The sequence below is a fragment of the Microbacterium imperiale genome, from assembly GCF_017876655.1.
GTDB classification, from domain to species: Bacteria; Actinomycetota; Actinomycetes; order Actinomycetales; family Microbacteriaceae; genus Microbacterium; species Microbacterium imperiale.
Window position 1 is genome coordinate 1,265,787 of record NZ_JAGIOK010000001.1, and the last position, 18,602, is coordinate 1,284,388.

The window sequence follows — 18,602 nt, forward strand, 5'->3', positions numbered from 1 at the left end:
AGGGGTGCGGTCACACGCCGTAGCACGGCGACCCCTGCCTTCACAGTCATGGCGCCTGGTCGGCAACGGCCGTAGCGTGAGGTCATCGCGGCGATCCGGGCGGTCCCGGGCTTCGGCTCATACCCGACAGCGCTGCGGGTTCGACTCCCGCCGTCGCGTCCACTTCTCCGACGCCTGCCGCCGGATCATTCCGCGTCGAGCTCGCCGAGCCGGCGCAGCGCCTCCTGGGCCCGGGCGAGGCGGTCGGCCTCGGGCTCGTCCCACCACCGGGGGCCGCGTTCGCCCAGCCCACGCTTGGCCAGACCCACGCGCTCGCGCGCCGCGGCCACTGCCTCGTCGTCTCCTCGTCCCTTCGCCGCTCCCACCGCCGACCGCCCGCGCCCGAGGTGGGATTTCAGCGCCGCGACGACGTCGTCGGGCAACGATGGATCGGTGCGCCGCCAGCGCCGCCCGTCGATGACGAGCCAGCGTTCGGAATCGACATCGGCCACGGACTCAGTATGAGCCGTGGCCGATGTCGATGGCGCTCGGGATCAGGCGCGGCGGTACTCCGACACCATGGGGCAGTCGAACGGGTCGCGAGCGGCGAGGCCGACGCGATTGAGGTAGTCGATGACGATGGCGTACGAGCGCCACAGGCTCGTCTCGGTGTATGGCACGTTGAGCGACGCGCACTGCTCCTTGACGATCTCACGGGCTCGGGCGAGCGCCGGGCGCGGCATGTTCGGGAAGAGGTGGTGCTCGATCTGGTAGTTGAGCCCCCCCATGAGCCACGTCGCCCACCAGCCGCCGCCGATGTTGCGCGAGGTGCGCACCTGCTTGCTGAAGAAGTCGAGCTTCGCGTCGGGCGCGATGATCGCCATGCCCTTGTGATTGGGGGCGAACGAGGCACCCATGTACAGCCCGAAGACGGCGACCTGCACGCCGAAGAAGGCGAACGCCATGCCGATCGGCAGGAAGATGAACACCGGCGCGACGAAGATCGCGAACCGAGCCAGGATGAGGGTGATCTCGAGCGCACGCTTCTTCACCGGGCCGCGGCTGAACAGGTGCCGCATCGACAGCGCGTGGAGGTTCAGGCCCTCGAGCAGCAGGAGCGGGAAGAACAGCCATCCCTGGCGCTGCGTGATGAAGCGACGGATGCCGCGGGCGGTGGCGGCATCCTCTTCGATGAACGAGATCGTGTCGATCTCGATGTCGGGATCCTTGCCCACCTTGTTCGGGTTCGAGTGGTGACGGGCGTGCTTCGTCGTCCACCATGACAGGCTCATCCCCACGACGCCGACGGCGAGGAAGCGCGCCAGCCGGTCGTTGCCCGGACCGGAAGCCAGCACCTGGCGGTGGTCGGCCTCGTGGGCGAGGAACGCCACCTGCGTGAACACGATGCCGAGCGCCGCGGCGATGAGCAGCTGGAACCAGCTGTCGCCCAGCAGGACGAAGCCCGTGACGCATCCGCCGATCGCGAGGATCAGGGCGAGGCCGACGAGTCCGTAGAACCAGGGAGTCCGGCGCAGCAGGCCGGATTCACGGACGACCCGCGAGACGTCCGTGAACGCCTTCGTCATCGGCGGGAAGTCGGCGGTCCCGGCGTACGTGCGGCGGACGGGGCCGAGACGTGACTCGACGGCGGATGAAGCGATGGGAGCACCTGCTGTTCGATCGAGGCCCGGGGGCCGGAAGCCAACGGTGGTCACCGATCGCTGGGGCTCACACTACGGAGCGTCGGATCACGCTCGGCGCATATGGGGCGCTGCCCGGAGGATGCAGGGGTTTCGCTCAGCCGATGGTCAGGCTCAGGCTTCGCGAACCCCATCGAGAGCGAGGTTCGGGCGCGGAACGTCGGGCGGCTCCGGCACGACGTAGAGGCCGGTCGGCGAGTTCGCCGTGTAGGTCAGAGCTTCCAGCCAGGCACGATTGAGCGCGGGCTGGCGGCTGCCGTAGAACTTGAACACGAGCCCGCACCCCGGGTGCAGCCACACAGTGGTCCGGCCGTCGCCGATCGAGACGTCGTCCTTCCACGTCAATGTGAATGACTCGCCGCGGCGGAGCTTGGCTGTGATGACGGTCTGCAGGTGCGCGAGCGTCCGGTCCTCGAAGTCCGCACGCACCTGGTTCTCGTAGATGAATCGGCCCATCGGCCCTCCCCTCGCTCCGTCGTGACTCTAGTGAACCTCAGCACTTTCGTTAACCCCTTGCGTGGGCCCATGTGACGGGTAGTGTCGCTGCGCAGGGCGCACTCGCGCTCACGCGACGAAGGGGCGAACGCCATGGCCAAACGGATCGATGTCTTCTACGGCGGCCGGGCCTACACCATCGGCGGTCGCGATCTCGAAGACGTGCGAGCCGAGATCGCCGGCGCGCTCGACTCGGGCCACGGGTGGCTGACCGTCAACGACGGCGAAGGCGTCGCGCAGAGAACGGAGCTGTTGATCACGCACGGCGTCGATGTCACGCTGGCGGCCCTCCCGGGCGACTGAGCCGCTTCGGATCGGAAGTCCGCCGCAAAGTCAACCCCCTCCCCAAGTCGAATCACCGGCTTGATTCTCCAGAAGCACAGCACCGCTGTGCGCGTCGCGGATCGTCTGCGCGTGGAACGGACTCTTCCGCGCGGGCCCGCGAGCGGATCGCAGAGGCTGGTGATCGCCCGTGTCAGGGCGTGCGAGGAGGAACGTTGGGCAGGTTCGTTTACGACGGCAGCAATCGGCTGGAGATCGAGGACCGCACGCTCGCGCACCTTCAGATGACGATCGGAGCGAAGCTCCGTCGCGGTGAAGCGTTCTTCTTCACCTGGAAGGACGACGTGAGTGTCGGCAAGGGCCGCACGACGGTATGGATGCACGCCGGCGCGTCGCTCGTGTTCACCTTCCACGGCAGCCGCACGCCCGCGATCAACCGGGCGTGGCTCGAGGCGCTGATGTACACGGCCAACTCGCCCACCGGACTGTACGTGGTCCCCGAGCCCGCGGAGTCCCCGACCGACAAGCTGGTTATTGAATAGCCAGCCGGTCCGGCGCGGGTTGCGGACCGACGACCCCCGCCGCGCGGAGGAATCGGTCAGCTCGCTCTACGAGACCCCGATGTCGTTGTCGGTCGACTCGCCGACGACCTTCAAGTACGAGATGGCGGCGGTGGCGCATCCCGCGGCCGCCGCTGCGGCGGTGCGCTTCACGGGCACGATGCGCTCGACCGCCCGGTCCTTCCCCCGGCTCATCGTGGCGCACGCCGCGCAGGGACAGCATCGGTGGCAGGTCGGCAGCGAGTCCGGCGACGGCCGCACGCCGTTCGTCATCCCGCCCGACACCGACTTCAGCGCGGAGTTCGGGCACCTGCACCTGCGCACCTTCAGCGTCGCACCCGAGACGATCGAACACGTCGTCCGTGCGCTTCTGGGCGACGAACCCCGTCGGCTGCAGTACTCGGGACTCAACCGACGTGCGGAGAACCCGCGCCTCATCGCCGAGACCCTGCGGTTCCTCGAAGCCACCGTGCTCGCCGACGAGACGGTCGCCGCTTCGCCGCTCATGCGCACGCAGCTCATGCATCAGGCGGTCGCCTCGCTCATCACCGCGTTCCCCCTCATCGACGTCGACGACACCGATCTGCGGCGTCCGACCGCACGGACTGTGCGGCGGGCCGTGACGTTCATGGAGGAGAACGTCGGCAACCCCATCAGCATCACCGACATCGCCGTCGCCGCAGGCACATCCGTGCGGGCGCTGCAAAGCGCCTTCCACAAGGCCTACGAGATCCCGCCGAGCACCTACCTGCGACGCCTGCGCATCGAGGGTGCGCACCACGAGCTGCGTGCCGCGCACCCCGGATCGACGACGGTGCGGGATGTCGCGCAGCGCTGGGGCTTCGCCCACACGGGCCGGTTCGCGCAGCTGTACGCCGCGATGTACGGCGAGCACCCCTCGCACACGCTGCGCCGCTGAGCCGCGCGGCGGCGGACGTCAGCGCGCGTCGGCGCCGACGTCGGCGGCCGCCGAGGGATCCGGCAGCACGATCCAGACGCGCGTGCCGCCGTCGGGTGACTCGTCGATGCCGATGCGTCCGCCGTGCGCCTCGACCACCCGGCGGCAGGTCGACAGCCCGATGCCGAGGCCGTCGGCATCCGAGTCACCGCGCTCCATCAGCCGGAAGACGCGTTCGCGGTCGGCTTCGGGCACGCCCGGTCCGTTGTCGTCGACGGTGATGCGCCAGCCGCCGCCCACCGCGTGGGCATCCACCGCGACCCGGGGTGCTCGGCCGGCGGCGGCCGTGAACTTCAGCGCGTTGGCGACGACGTTCTGCAGCACCGCGCGCAGCAGGGTGGGATCGCCGACGGGCTCGATGTCGACGTCGGCACGGACGTCGGCGCCCGAGGCGGAGATCTGGGCGTCGAGGTCGTCGACGACGGCATCCATCACGGCGGCGAGGTTGACGCGCGTGCGCTGCGGGCTCGCGCCGCCCGCGCGTGCGTAAGCCAGGATGTCGGAGATCATCTCGTCCATGCGTTCGGCGGCCGATTCGGCACGCGCGAGCACGCGGGCGGCGTCGGGCGCGTTCACCATGTCGGGGCTGTCGATCGCGAGCTCGAGGAAGCCGGTCAGCGCGGTCAGCGGGTTGCGCAGGTCGTGGCTGATCTGCCCCGCGAACCGCGACAGCTGATCGTTCGACGCGCTCAGCGCGCGGCTGATGCGGCGCAGCTCGAGCAGGTCGACGATCTGGTGGGCGAGCAGGTCGAGCGCCTCGCGCTTGGACTCGTCGAGGTCGCCGACGGACTCGTCGAAGACGCACAGCGTGCCGATCGCGACGCCCGACGGGGTCACGAGCGGGCTCGACGCGTAGAACCGGACGTGGGCGATCTCACCGGTCACGAAGGGGTTCTGCGCGAACCGTTCGTCGAGCCGGGCGTCGGGCACCACGACGCGACCGGGGCGGGCGATGACCGCGGCGCACATCGAATCCTCGCGCGAGCAGACGGCGGGCTCGATCCCGACGGCCGCGATCTGGTGCTGCGAGCGGTCGTCGATGATGTTGATGACTGCGGTGGCGACGCCGCAGACGGTCGCGGCGAGGCGGACGATGCCCTGCAGGTCGGGGGCGGGCGCCTCGCCGATGACATGGTAGGCCTCGATGGCTTCGCGGCGGGTGATGTCGAGCTGGGAGACCATAGTCCTCACGCTATCCGTGTTCCCGGGGGCAGGGCTCGCGCGGGGGTCCGCGTGCGCGATCCCGCGGCGACGAGCAGCAGCACCGCGAGCACGAGCTGCACTCCGAGACCGACGAACCAGCTCGGCACCGTCTGCGCGCGGATCTCCTGGGCGGTCGGTCCCCCGTCATACTGCATCGCGGACGGCTCGCAGTCGTCGATACTCGTCTCGAGGCCCGGTACGATCTGCGCGGCGCGGACACCGGCGGTGATCTGCCCGAACAGGTCGACCGGATAGCCGTTGCGGTCGTACTCGGCCGGCGTGGCGTCGGCGAGGATGACGAAGGGGTTCGCGGCCAGGATCCACCACACGTGATCGAAGCGCGGCACGGTGTACGTCGACACCTGGGGCTCGGCGCACGCGATCCGGCTGGGGTCGTTCGCGCAGTCCGACGAGCCGTCCCGACACTCCGGCGACCCGTCCATGGTGTACTGCAGCCCCCGGTAGGTCGTCGTCGCCTCGCTCGAGAGCGCCGCTCCACCCAGGCCGAAGGCGATGAGGGTCCCGAACACCAGTGCCGCGACGACCAGGTACGTCGCGGCCACCGAGAACAGCGGGCGGGCCAGGATGCCGCTGAGCCCCACGCCGACGGCGGCGATGATGCCGATCTCGACGACGAGCACGACGAGGGAGACGACGACCACCGCAGGGTCGACACCACCCGCGAACGTCGCGATGACGAGGAACGGGGCGGCGACCGCCGCGAACGCGAGCCCTGTGATCCACCCGGCCAACACCTTGCCGAGGAGGATCTCGGAGGTGCGGGCGAGCGTGACCTGCACGGGAGCGAGAGTCGCGGCATCCCGATCTCCATTGAGCGAGTTGCCGCTGAGAGTCGGCGACACCAGCACGACCAGGAGCAGCGTGATGACCACGATCGTGGAGTAGATCCCCGATCCGCGCTGCCCGGAGTCGGAGACCACGCCACCGAACGCCGGGAAGGCGAGGGCCGTGACACCGACGAGGACGAGGGCGAAGACGCCGAGCAGGACGTACCACGAGACCGTGCGGACGCGTTGGAGGAGTTCGAGACGGGCGACCGTCCACAGCCGAGCCATGTTCATGAGCGGGCTCCGTCCGACGCGCCGAGATCGAGGAATGTGTGCTCGAGCAGCCCCGTCGCGGCAGAGAACTCCGCGACGGGGATACCGGCGCCGATGAGCGCGCGCAGACCCGCCGCCGCGTCGCTCTCGGTCGCGAAGGCGACGAGGACGTCCCGGCGATCGGTCCGGACGCGAGCGACATCGAGCCCGAGGGCCGTCGCCACCGGCAATGCGATCGCCCGGGCGTCCGTATCGGCGACCCGGATCCGCCAGGGGCGACTGCGCTGCGCGGCCACCGCCACCCGATCGGCGCTGACGGTCGCGCCGTCGACGATGTACACGGCATCGTCGACGACCTCTTCGAGCTCCGAAAGGACGTGACTCGAGATGAGGATCGTCTTGCCGGCCGCGGCGTATCGGCGCAGCAGCGAACGCAGGTCGACACGCGCCTGCGGGTCGAGCCCCGATGCCGGCTCGTCGAGCAGGAGCACGGACGGGTCGTGCACGAGGGCGCGCGCGAGCCCGAGACGCTGCTTCTGCCCCCGCGAGAGCACGCGCGCGTGGGCGTCGGCCAGGTCGCGCAGCCCCACCTCATCGATGAGCTCCTGGGCGCGACGGGCGGCCGCCGCACGATCGAGGTCGTACAGGCGGCCGGTGGTCTCGAGCGTCTCGCGGACGCTCAGGGACGACCAGGCGCCGAGGGTGTCGGGCATCCACCCCAGACGGGAACGGGCGCCGGCCGGATCGACCACCGGATCGACGCCGGCGATGCGGATGCTGCCGCCGTCCGGCGCGAGCAACGATGCCAGCATCAACAGCAGCGTGGTCTTGCCCGCACCGTTGGGACCGACCAGACCGGTGACGGCACCGGCCTGCGCCTCGAGGGTCACCCCGCGGACGGCGTGCACGCTCCCGAAGGAGCGGCGGACGTCGACGGCTGCGATACCTGCGGTGGCCATGCCCACACCCTAGGGGAGGGCCCTCGTGCGCGGCAGCGCGACGATCGCGCACGTGCCGCCGGACGTGCGCGGCTCCAGCCGCACCGCGCCGCCGTGAGACTCGACGAGCGCGCGGGCGAGCGCCAGGCCGAGCCCGAGCCCTTGCACCGCACGGCGGCGAGCTCGGGCCGTGCGGTAGAAGCGGTCGAAGGCCTGGCGGCGTTCTGCCGCGCTCATACCGGGCCCCGTGTCGGTGACGGCGATCTCGACGGCATCCGACGAGGTCCGCACCTCGATGGCGACCGCACCGCCGTCGGGTGAGGCCTGGACGGCGTTGCGCACCAGCTCCGTGACGACGGCGTGCAGGTCATCGCGTCCGATCTCGACGTCGGCCCCACCGCCCGTCACCGAGATCGTGACATCGCGGTCGTCCTCGCGCGCGGCCACCACCGCGTCGACGACGGCCCGCGCATCGCTGCGCCCGGGCCGCGGGGTGATGTCGGCACGGCCGGTCGCGAGCATGAGCTCCACCGTGTGCTCGAGCCGCTCGGCGGCGCGCTGCACCGTCTCCCACCGGTCGCGGTGCTCGGGCATCGCGCCGGCGACGGCCAGCTCGGCGTTGCCGAGGATGACGGTGAGGGGCGTGCGCAGCTCGTGCCCGACGGTGTCGAGGAACCGATCGCGCACATCGACCGCATCGACGAGCTCGGTGACGTCCTGCGCCACGACCATGACCCCGATCGGCTCGCCGTCGAGCACGATCGGGCGGGCGACGAAGCGCAGCGCGATCTGATCGCCGGGCTCGCCCACCCACACCCGGCGCGGCTCCGCGAAGGCCCCCGCCATGATGGCTTCGCGCAGCCCGGGCCCGACGGCCACGGGCGTCACCCGGTCGTCGCCGTAGACGTACGTCGCGGCGTCCTGCTCGAGCGAGATGCGGATGCCGCCCCGGCGGGCGATGTCGCGCGCCGGGGCGTTCGCGAGCAGCACGGTGTCGTCGTCGTCGAACACGACGACCGCCTCGGGCGTCGTGTCGAGCAGCTGCCGCAGGGCGGCATCCGCGCGGTTCGACGAGTCCAGCGCGGCCGCGAGCCGGTGCGAGGCACGCTGCGCCCGGCTGCGATTGCGCCCGAGGTCGACGGCGACGAACCGGGTGGCGGCGGCGAACATGCCGAGCAGCGCCGGCACCGTGAGCAGGGACAGCCACTCCCCCGGCGTCCTCGGCAACGACACGGCCAGCGGAAGCAGCCCCGCGACCACGACCCCCACCGCCGCGACCGCGGGCGGGAACGCGAAGGCGAGCCAGGCGATCGGGAAGATCACGAGCATGCCGGTGACGGGCAGCAGATCGATGGCGCTGCTGCGCAACGGCGCGCACGCGAGGATCGTCACGAGCGGCACGACGCAGATCCACTCCGTCGCGACCGTCGGCTGCGCGCGCCACACGAGCGCCATCACGACGCAGCTGACGACGATCACCGCGAAGCCGACCAGATAGGCCGGCGTGATGCGCGCGGGTTCGACGATGGCGACGGTGGCCGTGATCATGCCGGCCGACGCACCCATCAGGAACTGGGCGTAGGGCTGGATCTGGGGTCTGCTGAGCATGGCGCCTCAGGCCTCTCGGCGGAAGGCCGCCACGCCCAGATCCGGGTGGTCGACGAAGACGCCGTCGATCCCGGATGCCGCCAGCTCGGCCCACTCGGCGACGTGGTCGCCCCAGGCGGCAGGGCCGCCGGCTCGGCGATGCCGGCGGACGAGGAAGGCGTTCTCGGGACGAGCGGTCCACGTGAAGACCGACAGCCCGCGCGCGTGCGCGTCCGCGACGACCGAGCCGCCTCGCGCGCGCCGTGACCGAGCGGGAGCGAGGATCATGCGCTTGTCGACGCTGATCCCGTCGACGCGGGCCGTCAGCTCGTCGAGCCCGGCGGGCAGGGCCCAGTCCTCGTACGAGCGCGCCTGCGCACCTTCGACGGCGACGCGGTCGAACGGTGCGCCGGTGGCCTCGAGCAGGAAGACGCGGGTGCCCGCGACCCCCGACCCACCGAGCCGGTCGAGCACATCGAGCTCGAACGATTCGAGCCACAAGGGGTGCTGCCCTGCGTCCCAGCCCGCCGCCCGCAGCTCAGCCGCGACGAGAGCGGCGACATCGAACCCCGCGCTTTCGAGGAAGGTCGCGTGCTTGATCTCGAGGACGACCCCGACCGCACGCCCCGACTCCCCCGTCCAGGCCGCCACGAGGTCGAGCACGTCCCGCAGCCGCAGCATCGGCTCGGCGCCGTCGTGGCTCGCACTGTCGGCCCGGAGGTGCGGCAGGCGCTCGCGGCAGCGCAGCTGGGCGAGCTCGTCCCACGTGAAGTCCTCGGCGAACCAGCCCGTCACGGCGACGCCGTCGATCGTCTTCGTCGTCCGGCGTCCACGGAACCGCTCGTGATCGGCGATGTCGGTGGTCGAGCCGATCTCGTTCTCGTGACGCACGATGGCGATGCCGTCGCGGCTGAAGACGATGTCGGGCTCGACGGCATCCACCCCCGCTTCGAGAGCGAGCACGTAGGACGACCGGGTGTGCTCCGGGCGATAGCCGGGGGCACCGCGATGACCGATCACGAGGGGGCGCGTCACGCCTTTAGGCTAGGGCCGAGCGTGCGGATTCCGCTGAGGGCGATCGCGTTCATAGTCTGCTCACAGCGCCGCGCATACCCGTGGGGAACCGGTTCCCGTAGGCTGGGGAGACACGGCATCCAGCTGTGTCGACCCCTCGACTTGGAGTGTGAGAGCAGTGGCCCTCAATAACCCCGCATTCGACAGCCCGGCCTTCAAGGAGCAGCGGCCGGGTCTGACGCCGCCGCCCGCCGCCGGTGCCCAGACCGCCTCGGCGCAGCACGCGTCGATCGACGCCGCGACGCAGGCTCAGCTCGAGGGCCTGTACGCGGCCCCCGCAGCCGGCGCCCACCAGACCGACCGCATGACGGTCGAAGACACCGTCGTCAAGACGCTGAGCCTGTTCGCGATCCTCCTCGCCACCGCCGTGGTCGGCTGGATCTGGACGCTCTCGCCGGTGTCGGTCGCCAACCCGAACCCCACGATGATGCCGTGGATCATCGGCGGTCTCGGCGGATTCGTTCTCGCCATGGCCGTCATCTTCACCTCGCGCAAGAAGGTTCGTCCCGGCCTGATCTTCGCCTACGCGGCCTTCGAGGGCCTGTTCATCGGCGGCATCTCGGCCTACTTCGAATTCATCTGGCAGGGCATCGTCATGCAGGCGACGCTCGCGACCGTCTCGGTCGTCGGCGTGACCCTCGCCCTGTTCGCCAGCGGCAAGGTGCGCGCGTCGGCCAAGGCGACCAAGATCTTCATGATCGCGATGGTCGGCTACCTCGTGTTCTCGCTGCTGAACGTCGGCCTCATGCTGTTCAACGTCATCCCCGGCAACATGATGTTCGGTCTGCACAGCGCCACGATCGCCGGAATCCCGCTCGGCCTCATCATCGGTGTGCTCGTGGTCATCATGGCGGCGTACTCGCTCGTGCTCGACTTCGACCAGGTGCAGCAGGGCGTCCGCAACGGCGCTCCCCGCGTCTTCGGCTGGGTCGGTGCGTTCGGCATCATGGTCACGGTCGTGTGGCTGTACGTCGAGATCCTGCGCATGATCGCGATCCTGCGCGGCAACAACTGACGCCACCGCTGTCGCTTCCGAAGGCCCGTCCGGTTCGCCGGGCGGGCCTTCGTCGTGTCGCGGGATCGGCGACCGGATGCCGCCCCCGGCGCAGTAGGGTGCGACGGGAGGACTCATGAGACGCGGCTCGAACCTGCCGGCGGTCGGCACATACAACCAGACGCTCGTGCTGGACCTGATCCGTCGCGCCCCCGCGGGCATCAGCCGCATCGAGCTCGCCGCCCGCACGGGGCTGTCGCCGCAGACGCTCAGCAACGTCGCTCGCCGCCTCGTCGCCGAGGGCTGGGTGCGCGAGGGCACGCCCGTCGCATCGGGGCCGGGCAAGCCACGCACGCCGCTGCAGCTCGACCCCTCGGCCCGGTGCGCCGTCGGCATCCACCTCGACCCGGCCGTCGACACCTTCGTCGTCGTCGACCTGCTGGGCGAGGTCGTCGCGCACGCCGAGCGGACGCCGCGTCAGGACGGCAGCGCCGACGACATCGTCGCCGACCTGGCTCGCGCCGTCGACGACCTGCTGGCCGAGGCCGGCCGTGACCGCCGGTCGGTGCTGGGCGTCGGCGTCGCGGCGCCCGGCCCCCTCGACGCCGACCGCGGGCTGCTGTTCGAGCCGCCGCTGCTGCCGGCGGCATGGCACCAGCTCGCCGTGGGGCCCCGGCTGAGCGCCGCCACCGGCCTGACCACGACCCTCGAGAAGGACGTCGTGGCGGCGATGGTCGGCGAGCTGTGGCGCGACGCGTCGCAAGAACTGCAGGACTCGATCTTCTTCTACTACGGCGCCGGTGTGGGCGCCGGCCTCGCCGTCGACGGCACGCCCATCCGGGGTCGCACCGGTAACGCCGGCGACATCGCGCACCTCGTCGTCGAGCCGGGAGGACCGGTGTGCGGGTGCAGCCAGCGCGGGTGTCTCGGCGTCGCGATCTCGCCCGAACGGCTGCTCGTCGACGCCGGCATCGTCGCGCCGGGGCACCCGATCGCGGCTCCGGCCCTGCGCGGCCACCTGCGCGCTCTCGCCGCGCGCGCCGCCGCCGGCGACGAACGTGCTCGTCGCGCCGCCGAGCACGCCGGCGCGAGCCTCGCCCGCGCGGTCGTGCAGATCAACAATCTGCTCGACGCCGACGTCGTCGTCGTCGGCGGTCCGCTGTGGAGCCTGCTGTCGCCGACGGCGGCCCCCGCCCTCAATCGCGGCGTCGCCGACAGCACCGAGACCGCGACCCTCGGCGGCATCCGCGTACTCGACAGCCGGCTCGCGTCGGAGGCCGCCGCCGTCGGTGCGGCCTGCCTCGTGCTCGACGCGGCGATGACGGCACGTCCGACCGATCTGATGATCGCCGACAGCCCGGTCTGACCTCCGCCGGAGTCGCGTCCACGAACCTCTTGCCGTTTTATTCCATTTGGTTTAGAAAAGACGTGCGCACGCACCGCGCGATCCTCGTCCAAGCAAGGGAGCTTCGACCATGAAGAGATCCAGTGCGACCCTCGCGGTCGTCGGAACCACGGCATTCGCACTCGCCCTGACCGGCTGCGGCGGTGGCAGCGGGGGCGACGACGCCTCGGGCGACACCATCCGCGTCGCCTACCAGAAGACGAAGTCGTTCACCGCGATGGACGAGCTGATGAAGAAGGTGAAGGAGGAGTACGAGGCCGCGAACGAGGGCCGCACGGTCGAGCTCGTGCCGATCGAGGCGGAGCAGGACCAGTACTTCACCAAGCTCGCGCTCATGAACGGCTCGCCCGACACCGCTCCCGACGTCATCTACGAAGACACCTTCCAGATCCGATCGGATGCCGCTGCCGGCTACCTGCAGCCCATGGACGACTACCTCGCCGAATGGGACCAGTGGGAGCAGTACGACGACGGCGCCAAGCAGGCCGGTCTCGGCGACGACGGCAAGACCTACGGCGTCTCGCTCGGCACCGACACCCGCGGGCTGTACTACAACAAGCAGATCTTCGCCGAGGCGGGGCTGCCCGAGGATTGGGCGCCGGAGAGCTGGGACGACGTCCTCGAGGCCGCTCGCACCGTCAAGGAGAGCAACCCCGACGTCATCCCCCTCAACGTCTACGCCTCGCAGGCGCTCGGTGAGGCCACCTCGATGCAGGGATTCGAGATGCTGCTCTACGGCACCGAGGACGAGCTGCTCGACACCGACAGCAACAAGTGGGTCACCGGATCGGCCGGCTTCCTCGATGCGCTCGAGTTCTACCGGACGATCGCCGACGAGCAGCTCGGCCCCGACCCCGCCCAGGCCCTCGACGCCGGCTGGGGCACGAAGGTGAGCACGGAGCTGCTGCCGCAGGGCGGCCTCGCGATCGCGCTCGACGGCTCGTGGCTGCCGAGCAACTGGATCGAGGGCGAGAACGCCTGGCCCGAGTGGGAGCAGACGATGGGCTTCGCCGCCATGCCGACGCAGGACGGCGGCGGCGACGGCTTCACGTCGATGTCGGGCGGATGGACCCTCGCGATCGGCGCCAACGCCGCCGACCCCCAGGCTGCCTTTGACGTCATCGCGCAGGCGCTGACGTTCGAGAACGCGCTGATGTACCACCAGGAGGCCGGCCAGATCGCGGTCCGCAAGGACGTCGCCGCAAGCCAGGAGTACCTCGACTACAACCCGTCGTTCGAGTTCTTCTCCTCGCTCGTGCCGTACACGCACTTCCGTCCCGCGACCCCGGACTACTCCCAGATCTCCTCGAACATCCCGCGTGCGACGGAGTCGGTCTTCACCGGCCAGGCGACGCCGCAGGACGCGCAGGCCGCGTACGACTCCGCTCTCGTCGGCATCGTCGGCGAGGAGAACACGCAGGCCGGCTGACATCACCATGACCGCCACCGCCACCCTCACCACCGGCGGTCGGCACCGCCCGGGCCGGGAGATCACCTCCCGGTCCGGCCGGTCCGCCGCCCGCGCCGCCGCCCGCCTGCTGCCCCTGCTGCCGGCCGTCCTCCTTCTGCTCGCGTTCATGCTCGGCCCGATCGTGTACGCGCTCTACGGCTCGCTGACCGACCGCGCCATGACCGGCCCCCGCGCGGCGAACCCGCAGTTCATCGGCCTCGACAACTACACCGCACTGTTCGCCTCGGGTGAGTTCTGGATGTCGCTGGGACTGACGGTGGTGTTCGTGCTCGCGTCGGCCGTCGTGGGCCAGAACGTCCTCGGGATGCTGCTGGCCGTCCTCATCCGCTCGTCGGTCAAGCCGCTGCGCTCCCTGGTGGGCGGACTCGTGGTGCTGGCCTGGGTGCTGCCCGAGATCGTCGCCGCCTTCGCGCTGTACGCGTTCTTCCAGACCGACGGCACGCTCAACACCTTCCTCGGGTGGTTCGGCCTCGAGGGCACCAGCTGGCTGTACTACTTCCCCATGCTCGCCGTCATCCTCGCGAACATCTGGCGGGGCACCGCGTTCTCGATGATGGTCTACAACGCCGCCCTGTCGGAGGTCCCGCCCGAGCTCACCGAGGCCGCCACGATCGACGGTGCGGGCGCCTGGCAGCGCTTCATCCGTGTGACCCTGCCGGTGATCCGGCGCTCGATCTCGACGAACCTGCTGCTGACGACGCTGCAGACCCTCGGCGTCTTCACCCTGATCTGGGTGATGACCGGCGGCGGTCCCGGCACCCAGTCGTCGACGCTGCCCGTCCTGGCGTTCCAGGAGGCCTTCAAGTTCGCACAGGTCGGATACGGCACCGCGATCGCGGTGGTGACCCTGCTGATCGGCGCCGTGTTCTCGGCCGCCTACATCCGCATCCTCAAGCCGGAGGTCGACTGACATGGCCGCCATCACCGCCTCGGTCTCGGCGCCGCGCAAGCGCGGCCAGACCGTCCTGTCGTCGGTCATCTTGGCCGCCATCGGCGTGCTGTTCCTGGTTCCGCTGCTGTGGATCGTCTTCGCGTCGTTCGACGGCGACGCGAAGGTGACCATGAAGGTGCCCGAGACCTGGACTCTCGACAACTACACCCAGGTCATGACCTGGGAGCTGACCTTCCAGCCTCTGCTGAACTCGATCCTCGTCTCGCTCGGCACCGCCGTCATCACGGTCGTCGTGGGCGTCTTGGCCGCCTATCCCCTCTCGCGGTACGCGATGCGGTTCCAGAAGACGTTCATGTACGCGATCCTGTTCGGCACCGGTCTGCCCATCACGGCGATGATGGTTCCCGTCTACGCCCTGTTCGTCTCGTTCGGGCTGCTCGACTCCGTCTGGGGCGTCATCGTGTTCATGGCGGCGACGTCGCTGCCGATGGCCATCTGGATGCTGAAGAACTTCATGGACTCGGTGCCGATCTCGCTCGAAGAGGCCGCCTGGGTCGACGGGGCCGGATCGATGCAGGCGCTCGCCCGCATCGTCATCCCGCTGATGCGCTCCGGAATCGGCGTCGTCTTCATCTTCGTGTTCACCACGGCGTGGGGGAACTTCTTCGTCCCCTTCGTGCTGCTGTTCACGTCGTCGAAGTTCCCCGCCGCGGTGTCGATCTTCAACTTCTTCGGCCAGTACGGCTCCATCGCCTACGGCCAGCTCGCCGCGTATTCGGTGCTCTACGCCGCGCCGATGGTGCTGCTGTACGTGCTGGTGCAGCGGTTCTCCGGCGGCGCGTTCGCTCTCGCCGGGTCCGTCAAGGGCTGACGCGCTCCTCCCTCTTGAAAGGCTTCTTCATGCACGACCGTTCCACGCTCGCCCTCCTGCGCATCGACCGCTTCGCGCGCGAGCGCCTCGCGCCCGCGATCCACCGCGCCTCGCACCCGCTCACCCTCGCGTGCTGGGAGGCGCCGGGCGAGCCGGTGCCGTTCGCCGAAGCCGAGGCAGGGCACTACCGTCCGGTCGCGGTCGGGGACCCGTGGGGTCGGCCCTGGGGCACGACGTGGTTCCGTGTCACGGGAGGCGCTCCTGCCGAATGGCTCACCGACGGCGTGGCACCGGACGGCACCCGACTCGAGCTCGTCGTCGACCTCGGTTTCACGACGGGCCAGCCGGGATTCCAGTGCGAGGCGATGGTGTGGTCGCTGGACGGACGGCCCATGCGCGGCATCGCGCCGCTCAACAACGCCGTCGTCGAGGCCGTCGGCCCGGACGGCGCCGTGGACGTCTACATCGAGGCGGCGTCGAACCCCGATGTGGGCAGCCTGTTCACGTTCGAGCCGACCCCGGTCGGCGACCGAGCGACGGCCGGAGACGCCCCCATCTACGTGCTGCGCACCGTGGACGTGCGGCTGCGCGACCTCGAGGTCACGGCGCTGCTCGCCGACACCGCGGCCCTGCGCGGCCTCGTCGCCCAGCTCGACCCGGGCTCACCCCGCCGGGCCGACATCCTGCTCGCGCTCGAGCGGATGATCGACGTCGTCGACCCGCACGACGTCGCCGCGACGGCGACGGCCGGGCGCGCGGTGCTGGCGCCCGTGCTCGCGCAGCCGGCGACGGCGAGCGCGCACACGCTGCACGCCGTCGGCCATGCGCACATCGACTCGGCGTGGCTCTGGCCGGTCCGCGAGACGGTGCGCAAGGTCGCGCGGACGTTCTCGAACGTCCTGTCGCTGATGGACGAGGATCCCGACTTCGTCTTCGCCGCGTCATCGGCGCAGCAGTACGCCTGGGTCAAGGAGTACTACCCCGACCTGTTCGAGCGCATCCGCGCCCGCGTGGCCGAGGGGCGGTTCGTGCCCGTCGGCAGCATGTGGGTCGAATCCGACACGAACCTGCCGGGCGGCGAGGCCCTGGCGCGTCAGTTCGTCGCGGGCAAGGGCTTCTTCCAGCGCGAGTTCGGTCTCGACACCCCCGAGGTGTGGCTGCCCGACTCGTTCGGCTACAGCGGCGCGCTACCCCAGATCGCGCGGGCCGCGGGCGCGCGCTGGTTCCTGACGCAGAAGATCTCGTGGAACGAGACGAACCGGATGCCGCATCACACCTTCCGCTGGGAGGGGATCGACGGCACGCGGCTGTTCACGCACTTCCCGCCCGTCGACACGTACAACTCGATCGTGTCGGCCGCCGAACTCGCACACGCCGAGCGCAACTACGCCGACAAGGGGCGCGGCACCGTCTCCCTGCTGCCGTACGGCTTCGGCGACGGCGGCGGCGGTCCGACCCGCGAGATGACGGCCGCAGTGGCCCGCACCCGGTCTCTCGAGGGCTCGCCGCGCGTCGAGCACTCGTCGCCGCGCCGGTTCTTCGAGACGGCCGAGCGCGAGTACCCCGAACCCGAGGTGTGGGTGGGCGAGCTCTACCTCGAGTTCCACCGCGGCACCTACACGAGCCAGCTGGCGACCAAGCAGGGCAACCGGCGCAGCGAGCATCTGCTGCGCGAGGCGGAGTTGTGGGCGGCGACCGCCGCGGTGCGCGTGGGTGAGCCGTACCCCGCCGAGCGTTTGGCGCGGGTGTGGGAGACGGTGCTGCTGCAGCAGTTCCACGACATCCTGCCCGGCTCGTCGATCGCGTGGGTGTATCACGACGCCGAGCGCAACTACGCCGCCATCGAGCGCGAACTCGAAGAGCTCATCGCCGGCAGCCTCGCCGCACTCGCCGGCCCGGCGTCCGACGACGGCGACGCCCGGGTGCTGCGGGTGAACGCCGCACCGCACGCGCGCGGCGGCGCGGCGGCGCTCGGGGCGACGGCCACCGGCGACGCGACGGCGGCCGCGACGCCGCAGCGGTCGGGCGAGGGCTGGGTGCTCGACAACGGGGTCATCCGCGTCGTCCTCGACGAGCGCGGCCTCATCGTCTCGGCCGTCGACCTCGCGAGCGGACGCGAGAGCGTGCCGCCCGGGACGGCATCCGCCCTGCTGCAGCTGCACCGCGACACCCCCACCCAGTGGGATGCGTGGGACGTCGACGTGCACTATCGCAACACCGTGACCGACCTCGTCGAGGCCGACAGCGTGGCGGCCGACGGCGACGCCGTCGTCGTGACGCGTACCTTCGGCGGCTCGCGCGTCGTGCAGCGCTTCGCCCTGGACGCCGGCTCGCGCACGCTGTCGCTCGGCATCGAGCTCGACTGGCGTGAGACGCAGAAGCTGCTCAAGCTCGCCTTCCCCGTCGACGTGCACACCGACACGGCGACGTCGGAGGTGCAGTTCGGGCACATCGACCGCAAGACCCACACCAACACGTCGTGGGATGCCGCCCGGTTCGAGACGGTCGCCCACCGGTGGGTCCGGGTCGCCGAGCCCGGATTCGGGGTCGCCGTCGTCAACGACTCGACGTACGGCCACGACGTGACGCGGGCTCAGCGATCGGTCGGAGGCGGCACGGTCTCGGTCGTGCGGCTCTCGCTCATCCGCTCGGCGATGTTCCCCGACCCCACGCAGGACCAGGGGTCGTACGCCCTCAACGTGGGACTCGTCGTCGGCGCGGACGTCACGGATGCCGTCACCGAGGGCTACCGCATCAACCTGCCCGAGCGCTCGGTCACCGGCACTGCCGAGGCGATCGAGCCGCTCGTGACGGTTGCCGACCCGCTGGTGGTGGTCGAGGCGCTCAAGCTCGCCGAGGACGGTTCGGGCGACGTGATCGTGCGACTGTACGAGGCCGGAGGACGCCGGGTCGAGACGGCGATCGAGGCCGCGTTCGCCGTCCGCGGCGTGCACCAGACCGATCTGCTCGAGCGCGAGGTCGCGGCATCCGCGCTCGTCTCGGCCCAGACCCGTGACGAAGGGCTCACGGCGCGGCTGTCGTTGCGGCCGTTCGAGATCGCGACGCTGCGCTTCACTCGCTGAGCGCGCATTAATTCCGGCGCGGCGGGGCGGGGGTGCACAGCATCTAGTG

At 70.6% G+C, this 18,602-nt stretch carries 17 protein-coding genes and 1 tRNA gene; 10 read left to right on the plus strand and 8 right to left on the minus strand.

Going from position 1 to position 18,602, the window contains the following annotated elements; translation table 11 throughout:
- Positions 1-86 precede the first annotated feature (86 nt).
- A tRNA-Met gene (locus JOF37_RS06220) sits at positions 87-162 on the plus strand.
- A gap of 23 nt (positions 163-185) precedes the next feature.
- Here the strand turns inward: JOF37_RS06220 and JOF37_RS06225 are convergent.
- The 3 genes from JOF37_RS06225 to JOF37_RS06235 all read right to left on the minus strand — a co-directional run bounded on the left by JOF37_RS06225 (position 186) and on the right by JOF37_RS06235 (position 2,135).
- Entirely contained in the window at positions 186-491 is a 306-nt protein-coding gene (locus JOF37_RS06225) for a biopolymer transporter Tol (protein WP_210006058.1), read from the minus strand.
- Positions 492-533: 42 nt separating this feature from the next.
- The gene (locus tag JOF37_RS06230) at positions 534-1,640 is read right to left on the minus strand and encodes a fatty acid desaturase family protein (protein ID WP_271175005.1); all 1,107 of its coding nucleotides are present in this window, start codon (positions 1,638-1,640) and stop codon (positions 534-536) included.
- A 153-nt stretch (positions 1,641-1,793) separates the two neighbouring features.
- Positions 1,794-2,135, minus strand: a complete 342-nt coding sequence (locus JOF37_RS06235; RefSeq protein WP_210006060.1) for a DUF7882 family protein — start codon at positions 2,133-2,135, stop codon at positions 1,794-1,796.
- A 132-nt stretch (positions 2,136-2,267) separates the two neighbouring features.
- On the opposite strand from JOF37_RS06235, the gene JOF37_RS06240 reads away from it, so the two are divergent.
- The 3 genes from JOF37_RS06240 to JOF37_RS06250 all read left to right on the plus strand — a co-directional run bounded on the left by JOF37_RS06240 (position 2,268) and on the right by JOF37_RS06250 (position 3,935).
- Positions 2,268-2,477, plus strand: coding sequence for a hypothetical protein (locus tag JOF37_RS06240; protein ID WP_210006061.1), 210 nt, complete (start codon positions 2,268-2,270; stop codon positions 2,475-2,477).
- 194 nt (positions 2,478-2,671) lie between these two features.
- Positions 2,672-2,998, plus strand: coding sequence for a DUF7882 family protein (locus tag JOF37_RS06245; RefSeq protein ID WP_210006062.1), 327 nt, complete (start codon positions 2,672-2,674; stop codon positions 2,996-2,998).
- 79 nt (positions 2,999-3,077) lie between these two features.
- A complete protein-coding gene (locus JOF37_RS06250) occupies positions 3,078-3,935 on the plus strand; it encodes a helix-turn-helix domain-containing protein (RefSeq protein WP_210006063.1) in 858 nt (285 codons plus the stop codon).
- Positions 3,936-3,953: 18 nt separating this feature from the next.
- On the opposite strand, the gene JOF37_RS06255 is transcribed toward JOF37_RS06250, so the two are convergent.
- The 5 genes from JOF37_RS06255 to JOF37_RS06275 are packed head-to-tail and all read right to left on the minus strand — an operon-like array spanning position 3,954 to position 9,798.
- Positions 3,954-5,156: a sensor histidine kinase gene (locus JOF37_RS06255; RefSeq protein ID WP_210006064.1), complete on the minus strand. Its 1,203-nt coding sequence runs from the start codon at positions 5,154-5,156 to the stop codon at positions 3,954-3,956.
- A 5-nt stretch (positions 5,157-5,161) separates the two neighbouring features.
- Positions 5,162-6,259 (minus strand): ABC transporter permease, encoded by a 1,098-nt coding sequence (locus JOF37_RS06260; protein ID WP_210006065.1) that lies wholly within the window; start codon positions 6,257-6,259, stop codon positions 5,162-5,164.
- Positions 6,256-7,197, minus strand: coding sequence for an ABC transporter ATP-binding protein (locus tag JOF37_RS06265; protein WP_210006066.1), 942 nt, complete (start codon positions 7,195-7,197; stop codon positions 6,256-6,258). Before JOF37_RS06265 ends, JOF37_RS06260 begins: the two co-directional genes overlap by 4 nt.
- Before the next feature lie 9 nt (positions 7,198-7,206).
- Positions 7,207-8,784: a sensor histidine kinase gene (locus JOF37_RS06270; RefSeq protein WP_210006067.1), complete on the minus strand. Its 1,578-nt coding sequence runs from the start codon at positions 8,782-8,784 to the stop codon at positions 7,207-7,209.
- 6 nt (positions 8,785-8,790) lie between these two features.
- Positions 8,791-9,798, minus strand: a complete 1,008-nt coding sequence (locus JOF37_RS06275) for a glycerophosphodiester phosphodiesterase family protein (RefSeq protein ID WP_210006068.1) — start codon at positions 9,796-9,798, stop codon at positions 8,791-8,793.
- Positions 9,799-9,955: 157 nt separating this feature from the next.
- Between JOF37_RS06275 and JOF37_RS06280 the strand changes: the two genes are divergently transcribed.
- The 6 genes from JOF37_RS06280 (at position 9,956) to JOF37_RS06305 (ending at position 18,553) form a co-directional block, all read left to right on the plus strand.
- Positions 9,956-10,852 carry a Bax inhibitor-1/YccA family protein gene (locus tag JOF37_RS06280; RefSeq protein WP_210007696.1) on the plus strand — a complete coding sequence of 299 codons (897 nt, stop codon included), beginning with the start codon at positions 9,956-9,958 and terminating at the stop codon, positions 10,850-10,852.
- A 115-nt stretch (positions 10,853-10,967) separates the two neighbouring features.
- On the plus strand, positions 10,968-12,197 hold the full coding sequence (locus tag JOF37_RS06285; RefSeq protein ID WP_210006069.1) for an ROK family transcriptional regulator: 1,230 nt from the start codon (positions 10,968-10,970) through the stop codon (positions 12,195-12,197).
- Positions 12,198-12,306: 109 nt separating this feature from the next.
- On the plus strand, positions 12,307-13,665 hold the full coding sequence (locus tag JOF37_RS06290) for an extracellular solute-binding protein (RefSeq protein ID WP_210006070.1): 1,359 nt from the start codon (positions 12,307-12,309) through the stop codon (positions 13,663-13,665).
- Between the two features lie 7 nt (positions 13,666-13,672).
- The gene (locus JOF37_RS06295) at positions 13,673-14,617 is read left to right on the plus strand and encodes a carbohydrate ABC transporter permease (protein ID WP_210006071.1); all 945 of its coding nucleotides are present in this window, start codon (positions 13,673-13,675) and stop codon (positions 14,615-14,617) included.
- Between the two features lies 1 nt (position 14,618).
- On the plus strand, positions 14,619-15,470 hold the full coding sequence (locus tag JOF37_RS06300) for a carbohydrate ABC transporter permease (protein WP_210006072.1): 852 nt from the start codon (positions 14,619-14,621) through the stop codon (positions 15,468-15,470).
- A 29-nt stretch (positions 15,471-15,499) separates the two neighbouring features.
- A complete protein-coding gene (locus JOF37_RS06305) occupies positions 15,500-18,553 on the plus strand; it encodes an alpha-mannosidase (protein ID WP_210006073.1) in 3,054 nt (1,017 codons plus the stop codon).
- Positions 18,554-18,602 lie beyond the last annotated feature (49 nt).